6 protein-coding genes are annotated in these 7,937 nt (G+C 74.9%); 5 read left to right on the top strand and 1 reads right to left on the bottom strand.

The annotated features are described in order from the left end of the window. Positions 1-40: 40 nt before the first annotated feature. Positions 41-250 (bottom strand): MbtH family protein, encoded by a 210-nt coding sequence (locus QMF80_RS23040; RefSeq protein ID WP_283456180.1) that lies wholly within the window; start codon positions 248-250, stop codon positions 41-43. Between the two features lie 216 nt (positions 251-466). Here QMF80_RS23040 and QMF80_RS23035 point away from each other — a divergent pair, with 216 nt between their 5' ends. From QMF80_RS23035 to QMF80_RS23015, 5 genes are read left to right on the top strand one after another with little or no spacing between them, the layout of a single operon-like run. Further along, positions 467-2,833: a lantibiotic dehydratase gene (locus QMF80_RS23035; protein WP_283456178.1), complete on the top strand. Its 2,367-nt coding sequence runs from the start codon at positions 467-469 to the stop codon at positions 2,831-2,833. Next, a complete protein-coding gene (locus QMF80_RS23030; RefSeq protein WP_283456177.1) occupies positions 2,833-4,344 on the top strand; it encodes an amino acid adenylation domain-containing protein in 1,512 nt (503 codons plus the stop codon). Before QMF80_RS23035 ends, QMF80_RS23030 begins: the two co-directional genes overlap by 1 nt. Continuing rightward, the gene (locus tag QMF80_RS23025; protein ID WP_283456175.1) at positions 4,341-5,312 is read left to right on the top strand and encodes a threonine ammonia-lyase; all 972 of its coding nucleotides are present in this window, start codon (positions 4,341-4,343) and stop codon (positions 5,310-5,312) included. The genes QMF80_RS23030 and QMF80_RS23025 overlap by 4 nt, the downstream gene beginning before the upstream one ends. Continuing rightward, entirely contained in the window at positions 5,309-5,584 is a 276-nt protein-coding gene (locus QMF80_RS23020) for an acyl carrier protein (protein ID WP_283456174.1), read from the top strand. Before QMF80_RS23025 ends, QMF80_RS23020 begins: the two co-directional genes overlap by 4 nt. A 10-nt stretch (positions 5,585-5,594) precedes the next feature. Next, on the top strand, positions 5,595-7,925 hold the full coding sequence (locus QMF80_RS23015) for a lantibiotic dehydratase (protein ID WP_283456172.1): 2,331 nt from the start codon (positions 5,595-5,597) through the stop codon (positions 7,923-7,925). Positions 7,926-7,937 lie beyond the last annotated feature (12 nt).

Here is a 7,937-nt window from a genome sequence, read left to right as displayed (position 1 = left end):
GCCCGGCAGGCGCCTCCTCGTACTCCCGACGGCCGGGCGGTCAGCCGGCGGCTCCGGCCATCCTGCGGCGCAGGCTCAGCGGGCGCATGTCCGTCCACACCTCCTCGATGTGGTCCAGGCACTCCTGCTTCGTACCGGACGTGCCCTCGGCCTGCCAGCCCCCCGGCAGTTCGCGGTCCAGCCGCCAGATGGAGTACTGCTCTTCCTCGTTGCGCACGACCTGGTAGCCGCTCTCACCGCTGGCACTCATCGCTTGGGCCCTCCCGCGTTCGATCGGTCGACGCGCCCCAGCCTGCCCCGCGAACGCGGGCCGCCATAGAGACAAACGCGCAGAAGGAGCGGCGGCTCCCGCTGCACGTCCTTCCCTGGTGGCGCGCCGGGCGCACCGGCAGGGTTCCAGGCAGCCAGGGTGACGCCCAAGACGGTACCCGGCGCGGAGTCAGTACCGCCTGGAAGGAGCTCCGCCATGACGGACGTCCCGGACCACGTGCACCTACCCACCGGAGGGTGGCGCCTGTGGGAGCATTTCGCCCTGCGCGGTCCCGGTTTCCCGGCCGAAGGGGTGCTGCGCATGGCGCCCCCCGGACTGGGCGTGGCCGCCGACAAGTTCGGGCCGCGCGACGCGCTGGCCGGCCCCGAGTGGGAGGCCTTCACCGAGACCTTCGACACGGGCGCCGTACGCACCGCGGGCCTGCTCCAGGAGATCGCCGCCGCGCCGCGCTTCCGCGCCGCGGTGGCCTGGCAGAACCGGACCGTCCTGCGCACGGGCATCGCCCCGTTCCTGAACTGGACGCCGACCGCGGCGGGCCGCACCAGCATGCCCCGCCAGCGCGAGGAACTGGTCGCGCACTACTGGCAGCGGTTCTGCGTCAAGAACGACACCATCGGGTTCTTCGGACCCGTCGGCTGGGGCCGCTGGGACCTGGGCACCGAGGGCATCGCCGTCGACCCCGGGACCGGGCTGCTCGCCGACTCCCAGGTGTACTTCGCCAGTTGGGCCATCGACGCGCTCGCCAAGACGCTGGGCGCCGATCCGGCGCTGAAGGCGTGGATCCCGCCGCGCCGGGTGTCGTTCGTGCGGGCCGAGGGCCGTACGGTCCGGCTGCCCGCCCGGCCGCCCCAGCCCATCACCGACTCCGCGCGGGCCGTGCTGGACCTGTGCGACGGGACCCGGTCGGTGACCGCGATCGCCGAAACGGCGGGGATCACCCTGGCGGAGGCGACCGAGACCGTCGAGTGGCTCCAGTCCAAGCGCTGGGTGCACTGGCGGCTGGAGGTGCCGAGCAGTACCCACCCCGAGCACGACCTGCGGGCCATCCTGGAGCGCGTCGGCGACCCCGGGGTGCGCGAGTCCGCCCTGGAGCGGCTGGCCGTGCTGGAGCGCGGCCGCGACGCGGTGCAGGCGGCCGGTCTGGACGCCGACGCGCTGACCGGGGCGATCGGCGCGCTGGAGGAGGACTTCGCCCGGCTGACCGACACCGACGGCCAGCGCGCCAAGGGGTCCCGCACCGCGCCGTGCCGCGGGCTGGTCTACTCCGACTGCAGGCGGTCGGCCACGGCCACGCTGGGCACCGCGCTGCTGGACGAACTGACCCCGCTGGCCCAGTGCCTGACCTCGGCGCGCTGGATGACGAACCGGTTCACCGAGCGGGTCGGCGTACGGCTGCGCGAGGTGTACGAGCGCCTGCACGCGGGCGGTCCGGTGGACCTGGGCTCGATGTGGCTGGCCTGCCTGCCGTCGCCGTACGCCGAGGCGGGCGCCGATCTGGACGTCATCCAGGCCGAGATGCGCGCGAAGTGGGCCCGGATCCTTCAGGTCCCGGAAGGGGCCCGCAGCGTGCGGGTGTCCGCGGCCGACATCGCCGAGCAGGTCCGCGAGGAGTTCGAGGAGCCCGGTGCGGGCTGGTCGCTGGCCCGCTACTTCAGCCCCGACGTGCTCGTGCTCGCGGAGGACGCGCAGGCAGTGGCCCGGGGTGAGTTCGCCCTGGTGCTGGGCGAGATGCACAGCGCGCTCAACACCATGGGGGCCTCGCTCTTCGTGCACCAGCACCCCGACCGGGAGCAGCTGATCGCGGAGACCACCCGGGACTTCCCGGAGCCCCGGCTGCTGCCGATGCTGCCCAAGGAGCTGCCGCTGAAGTGGTCCACGCGCAGCAGGCCCTCCCTGGACCGGCCGCAGGACTACTACGTCTCACTGGTCGACGACACGGGCGACCCGCACCGGCCGCGCACCGTGCTCAGCGCGGACGTCGCGGTGGAGGACCGGGACGGGGCGCTGACGGCGGTGCTGCCCGACGGGACCGCCTTCTCGCTGCTCGACGTCTACGCCAACACCCTGACCCAGCGGATCATGGACCGGTTCACGCTGCGTCCAGAGGGCGACCACACACCGCGGATCAGCATCGACAAGATGATCGTGGCGCGCGAGACCTGGTCCTTCCCCGCCGACGAACTCACCTTCGCCGATGAGAAGTCCGAGGCCAGGCGGTTCGTCCGGGCCCGGCACTGGCAGCGCGAACACGACCTGCCGCGCTTCGTGTTCGTGGTCTCCCCCACCGAACCCAGGCCGTTCTACGTCGACTTCGACAGCCCGGTGTACCTGACCATCCTGGCCAAGGCGGCCCGCAGACTGGCCCGCAAGGACCCGGAGGCACGGCTGAAGATCAGCGAGATGCTGCCGACCCCGGAGCAGTCCTGGCTGACCGACGACCAGGGCCGCACCTACACCTCCGAACTGCGCTTCGTCGCGGTCGACCAGAGCGCCGTGCACCCGGCGGGCGCGCACCCCGCGGGTGTCCGCCCGGCCGGCGCGCACCGGGGCGGGGACGCGTGATGCGGACCTTCGTCGACGACATCGCCGCGCACGCAGGGAGCCGTCCCGACCGGGTCGCGGTCGTCACCCCGGCCGGGGAGCTGACGTACGAGGAACTCAGCGCCCGGATCGAGTCCCTCGCCGGGGTGCTGCGGGCCCGCGGCGCCCGCCCCGAGGTGGTGTGCGCGGTGGCCGTGGAACGTGGCGTGGACGCCGTGGTCGCGGTCGCGGCCGTGGTGCGCTCCGGCGCCGCGTTCCTGGGCCTGGACCCGGAGCAGCCCCCGGCCCGGCTGGCGGCGCTGGCGCGCAGCGGCGGCGCCGAGATGCTGCTCACCACCTCGGCGCTGGCCGCGCGGCTCGACCTGCCCGCCGTGGGGCCGCGGGTGCTGCTGGACCGGCCCGGGGCCACGGCGGCGGGCGCCGCGCCCGCCGGGGGGCCGCCGGAGCGCGGCCTGGCGTACGTCAGTCACACCTCCGGGTCCACCGGGGAGCCGAGCGCGGTGCTGGTCGAGCACAGGGGTCTCGATGCGTACCTGCGTTTCGTCGTCCGGGACTACGGCCTCGGGCCGGACACGGTGGGCCTCCAGGTGGCGCCGCTGGGGTACGACGCCTCGGTGCGGGACACCTTCGCGCCGCTGCTGGCGGGCGGGCGGCTGATCGTCGTGCCGCGCTCGGCGCTGCTGCGGCCGGAGGAGTTCGGGGAGGCCGTGCGCGAGCACGGGGTGAACGCGCTGCTCAGCGTGACCCCGTCGTTCCTGTCGTTCCTGGCCGGCCGGCCGGACGCGGCCGGGCTGCTCGCGGGGCTGCGGCTGGTGGTCTCCAGCGGGGAGTCGCTGCGGCCGTTCCTGACGGCGGGCGGGCGCGCGCTGATCTCGGGCTCGCTGGTCAACCAGTACGGGCCCACCGAATGCACGATGACCTCGACCCGCTACGCCGTCCCGGCCCGCCCCGATCCCGCCGCGGTCACCGCGGACCGGGTCGGGACCCCGATCGACGGGGTCGTCGTACGCCTGCTGGACGCGGACCTCGCGCCGGTCGCCGACGGGGACACGGGCGAGGTGTACATCGGCGGGACCGGGGTGGCCCGGGGCTACCGCGGGCTGCCCGCCCGGACCGCCGAACGGTTCGTACCGGACCCGCTGGGGCCACCCGGCGCCCGGCTGTACCGGACCGGGGACCTGGCCCGGCGCGGCCCCGAGGGCCTGAGCTACCTGGGCCGGGGCGACCGCCAGGTCAAGATCCGGGGCTACCGCGTCGACCCGGCCGAGGTGGAGGGCGCGCTGCTGACCCACCCCGGCGTGAGCGGCGCGGTGGTCACCTCCGACACCGACGGGCAGGGCCGGGTGTTCCTGATCGCGCACGTCACCGGCGACTCCGGGGTCCCCGACACCGCACTGCGCGCGCACCTGGGGACCACCCTGCCGCCGCACCTGATGCCGCGCCGCTTCGTGCGGCTGGCGGAACTCCCCACCACCCGCGGGGGCAAGGCCGACCGGCGTGCCCTGGCCGAGAGCGGAGGCACCCGGTCATGACCGTCGCCGTCAACACCCTGGGCCCGGCCGATGTGGACGCGGCCGCGGAGCGGCTCGCCGGGTACGTCCGGCGGACCCCGCTGCTGCCGGGCCTGGCCGCGCCGGGCGGGCCGCGCTCGGAGTGCGCCCTGCTGCTGAAGGCCGAACACCTCCAGCACAGCGGCTCGTTCAAGATCCGGGGCGCGGCCAACGCCGTCCTGGCCCTGGGCGCGCACCGGATCGTCACCGGTTCCTCCGGCAACCACGGGATCGCGCTGGCCCGGCTGGCCGTCCCGCTGGGGGTCGAGGTGACCGTCGTGATGGCGGCCGGGGCCAGCGCGGAGAAGGCCGCGCTGATCCGGGCCATGGGCGGCCGGGTGGTCTCCACGGCGGGCGGGGTCGCCGAGCGGGACTGCCGGGCCGTGGAGCTGGCCCGGGACACCGGCGCGGTGTTCGTGCCCTCCTCCGACCACGAACTCGTGATCGCCGGGCAGGGCACGGTCGGCGCGGAGATCCTGGCGGAGGTCCCCGACGTCGAGACCGTCTACGTACCGACCGGCGGGGGCGGGCTGCTCGCCGGGGTCTGCCTGGCCGCCCGCGGCCACCGGGTGCGGGTGGTGGGCGTGGAGCCCGCCGCCACACCCCGCTACGCCCGTTCGCTGGCGGCGGGCAGGCCCGTACGGCTGTCGCCAAGCGACACCGTCGCCGACGGGCTGCGCGGGCAGCAGCCGGGAGCGGTGACCTTCCCCGTCATCCGGGACCGGGTCGACGACCTGATCGCCGTGTCCGACGCCGAGATCCTGGCCGCCGCCGCACTGTTGCGGCGGTGCGGGGTCGAGGCCGAACCCAGCGGGGCCGTCGCCATGGCCGGGGCGCTGCGCGCGGGCCGGGGCACCGGCCGCGCCGTCGCCATCGTCTCGGGCGGCAACACCACCGCGGCGCTGACCGCCGCCGCGGCCACCGAACCGTATCTGGAGGAGATCTCATGACCACGTCCCTGAACCCGGCCGCGACCACGCCCGTGACCGGCGCCGAGCTGACGGAGCTGGTGCTCGGCATCTACCGCGACACGCTGGGCGAGCCGGACCTGCACGAGGACAGCGACTTCTACGAGTGGGGCGGGGACTCGCTGACCGCCTTCCGGATCACCGCGCGGATCGAAGAGGCGGTGGGGGTGGAGGTGCCGGTCGCGCTGGTCTTCGCCTACCCGTCCCCCGCCGACCTGGCGTCCGTCGTCGACGCCGACCTCGTCCGGGCGTAAGGGGAAGACCATGACCGAGACGTATCTGCGGGGCGGCCGCTGGCGGCTGTGGGAGCAGTTCGCACTGCGCGGGCCGGGCTTCCCGGCGCGCGGGGTGCTGCGGCTGGCCCCCGACGGGCTGGCCGCGGCCGCCGACAAGTTCCCCGAGGGAGAGCAGTTGTCCGGGGAGCGCTGGGCCGAGTTCGGTGCCCTGTTCGCCGAGGCGTCGGTGGAGAGCGCCTACGCCCTCCAGGACATCGCCCGGATGCCCCTCTTCCGGGAGGCGGTGGCCTGGCAGAACCGGCCAGTGCTGACATCGGGGATCGCGCCGTTCCTGAACTGGACGCCGACCGCGGCGGGTCGCACCAGCATGCCCCGCCAGCGGGAGGAACTGGTCGCGCACTACTGGCAGCGGTTCTGCGTCAAGAACGACACCATCGGCTTCTTCGGACCCGTCGGCTGGGGCCGCTGGGACCTCTCCGGTGCGGGCGCCGAGGGCATCGCCGTCGATCCGGGCTCCGGCCTGATCGCGGACTCCCAGGTGTACTTCGCCAGTTGGGCCGTGGACGCGCTGGCCGCGACGATCGGGGCCGACCCGGCGCTGCGGGACTGGGTGGCGCCCCGCCGGGTGCCGTTCGTCCGCCTCTCGGGCACCGAGGTGCTGGTGCCGGGGCGGCCCGCGCAACGGGCCGCCCCGGGGACGGCGGCCGTACTGGCCCGGTGCGACGGGGTGCGCACGGCGCGGGAGATCGCGGCGGAGCTGCCCGGGACGGACGTCGCGGCGGAGCTGACGGAGCTCGTGGCCCGCCGGTGGGCGGTGTGGAAGCTGGAGGTTCCCGCCGACGCCCGCCCCGAGCGGTACCTGCGCTCCTGGCTGGACCGGATCGGCGACCCGGCGGCGCGCGGCCGGGCCCTGGCCGCGCTGGACACCCTGGAGCGGGGCCGGGAGCGGGTGGCCGCCGCCGAGGGGCCGGACGCCCTGGTGGCCGCGCTGACCGGGCTGGAGGGCGAGTTCGTCGCGCTGACCGAGACCGCCGCCGTCCGGGAGAAGGCGGCCGGCACGGCTCCGTGCCGGGCCCTGGTGTACTCCGACTGCCGCCGCTCGGCGAGCGCCCGGCTGGGCCCGGCCGTACGGGAGGCCATGGCCCCGCTGGAGCCGCTGCTGACCAGCGCCGGGTGGCTCACCGCGCGGCTCGCCGAGGCGGTCATGGCGAAGGCCTCGGAGGTGTACGAGCGGCTGGCCGAGCGGGGTCCGGTGGACCTGGCCGCCTTCTGGTTCGCCTGCATGCCCATCCTGCACGGCGCGGCGCGCAGCGAAACGGAGGAACTGCAAAGGGAGTTCAGGGCCCGCTGGGCCGCGATCCTGTCGCCGCCCGAGGACGCCCGCCGGGTCCGGCTGACCCTGGCCGACATCGCGGGTCCGGTGGCCGAGCGGTTCGGCGCGGACGCCGGAACGGGCGGGGGTGAGGGCGGCGGGACGGGCGTACGCGGCGGCTGGACCGCCGCCCGCTATCTGAGTCCGGACATCATGATCGCCGCGACCGGTACGGACGCCGTGGAGCGCGGTGAGTTCGAACTGGTCCTGGGGGAACTGCACATGGCGGCCAATACGCTGGGTTCCTCGCTTTTCGTCCACCAGCATCCCGACGCCCGGGAGCTGACCGCGCTGACCGACCGCGACCACCCGGCGCCCCGGCTGATGCCCCTGCTGCCCAAGGAGCACCGCTCGCGGCTGTCGGTCCGTACCCGCCACGCCCTGGTGCGGCCCGAGGACTACCACGTCGCGCTGGTCGACTTCACCGCCGATCCCGGCAGGCCGCGCACCGTGCTGAGCGCGGACGTGGCGGTGACGGCGGGGGACGACGGCGAACTGCGGGTGGTCCTGCCCGACGGCGCCGAGTTCGCGGCGGTGGACGTGTTCGCGCACGTCCTGACGACCCTGGCGATGGACCTGTTCCAGATCCTGCCGGACGCGGCGGAGCATTCGCCCCGGGTGACCGTCGACCGGCTGGTGGTGGCCCGGGAGACCTGGCGGCTGCCGCAGTCCGGGATCGCCTTCGCGGACGAGAAGGACGAGGCCCGGCGGTTCGTGCGGGCCCGGCAGTGGCGCGAGAGCCACGGTCTGCCCCGGTTCGTCTTCGTGGTGCTGCCGACCGAGACCCGGCCGTTCTACGTGGACTTCGACAGCCCGGTGTACCTCACCATCCTGGCCAAGGCGGTGCGCAGGCTGGCCCGCAAGGAGCCGGACGGCCGGGTCGTGATCACCGAGATGCTGCCCAGTCCGGAACAGGCCTGGCTGACCGACGACGAGGGCCGCGCCTACACCTCCGAGCTGCGCTTCGTGGCGGTGGACGAGGGCTGAGCACCGGCACGT

Origin of the sequence: Streptomyces sp. G-G2, from assembly GCF_030063135.1 — a bacterium.
Classification (GTDB): Bacteria; Actinomycetota; Actinomycetes; order Streptomycetales; family Streptomycetaceae; genus Streptomyces.
The sequence above is the reverse complement of the archived record's forward strand: the minus strand, read 5'-3'. Positions and strand labels throughout refer to the sequence as shown.

What these genes read in the sequence shown, in the direction of transcription:
- QMF80_RS23040 (WP_283456180.1), bottom strand. Translation starts at nt 250, where the DNA reads ATGAGTGCCAGCGGTGAGAGCGGCTACCAGGTCGTGCGCAACGAGGAA.
- QMF80_RS23035 (WP_283456178.1), top strand. Translation starts at nt 467, where the DNA reads ATGACGGACGTCCCGGACCACGTGCACCTACCCACCGGAGGGTGGCGC.
- QMF80_RS23030 (WP_283456177.1), top strand. Translation starts at nt 2,833, where the DNA reads ATGCGGACCTTCGTCGACGACATCGCCGCGCACGCAGGGAGCCGTCCC.
- QMF80_RS23025 (WP_283456175.1), top strand. Translation starts at nt 4,341, where the DNA reads ATGACCGTCGCCGTCAACACCCTGGGCCCGGCCGATGTGGACGCGGCC.
- QMF80_RS23020 (WP_283456174.1), top strand. Translation starts at nt 5,309, where the DNA reads ATGACCACGTCCCTGAACCCGGCCGCGACCACGCCCGTGACCGGCGCC.
- QMF80_RS23015 (WP_283456172.1), top strand. Translation starts at nt 5,595, where the DNA reads ATGACCGAGACGTATCTGCGGGGCGGCCGCTGGCGGCTGTGGGAGCAG.